Source organism: Acidovorax delafieldii 2AN, assembly GCF_000175235.1.
Classification (GTDB): Bacteria; Pseudomonadota; Gammaproteobacteria; order Burkholderiales; family Burkholderiaceae_C; genus Acidovorax; species Acidovorax delafieldii_B.
This window is the reverse complement of sequence record NZ_ACQT01000550.1, coordinates 1-1,028: the sequence shown is the minus strand read 5'-3', so window position 1 is coordinate 1,028 and position 1,028 is coordinate 1. Positions and strand designations below refer to the sequence as shown.

The 1,028-nt window shown below is 67.8% G+C and carries 1 protein-coding gene; it reads right to left on the bottom strand.

Going from position 1 to position 1,028, the window contains the following annotated elements; all coding sequences use genetic code 11:
- Positions 1-1,028: efflux RND transporter periplasmic adaptor subunit (locus ACDELDRAFT_RS22950; protein WP_005801599.1), on the bottom strand; the 1,028-nt coding region annotated here is incomplete at both ends.

The following is a 1,028-nucleotide window of genomic DNA, read 5'->3' as shown; positions in this document are numbered from 1 at the left end:
GCGTCGATCACCGCCACCTTGGCGCCTTCGCGCAGGCGGTCAATGCCGTCGGTCACCACCTGGTCGCCCTCTTTCAATTCACCCTCTACGCTGACCCGCTCACCATCGGCCACGCCCACGCGAATGCGCCGCTGCGTCACGGTGCCATCGGGCTGCACCAGGTAGACATAGTTGTTCTGCACCGCCGTGCCGGGCACGGTCAGCGCCCTTTGCAGCAGGTCCAGCTGCAGACGCACATTGACGAACTGGTTGGGGAACAGCCCTCCGTCCTCATTGGCAAACGACGCCTTCACCTTGATGGTGCCGGTGGCGGTGTCGATGGCATTGTCGAGCGCGGTCACGCGTCCGCGCGCCAGACGACGCTTTTGCTCGCGGTCCCACAGCTCCACGGGTAAATCGGCACCGTCGGCCAGGCGCTGGTTGATCTGCGCCAGGTGCGCCTCGGGCACCGCAAAAGCCGCGTCGATGGGCTGAACAAGGTTGATGGTGACAATGCCGTTCGCGTCCGAAGGGCCGACCACGTTGCCCCTGTCGGCCTGCCGCAACCCCAGCCGCCCAGCGATCGGCGCGGTGATGCGCGTGTAGCCCATCTGCAGGCGGGCAGCGTCCACCTGCGCCTGGTCGGCGGCCACGGTGCCTTCCAGCTGGCGCACCAGGGCCGCCTGCGTGTCCACCTGTTGGGAGGCGATCGAATCCTGCGCCAACAAGTCCTTGTAGCGTTGCCAATCGAGCTGTGCGTTGCGCAGCAGGGCCTGGTCGCGTTGCAGGTTGCCCTGCACCTGGCCCAGCGCGGCCTGGTAGCTGCGGGGGTCGATCTCGGCCAGCAGCTGGCCCGCCTTGACCTGCTGGCCTTCCTTGAAGTGCAACGCCATCAGTTCGCCACTGACCTTGGCCCGCACCACCGCCGTGGCGCGCGCGCTCATCGTGCCGATGGCCTGAACCATCACGCGCACATCCTGGCGCCGCACCACACCCACCGATACCGGCTGCACCTGCCCACCCGCACTGAAGCGCCCCGGCCCGCGCGC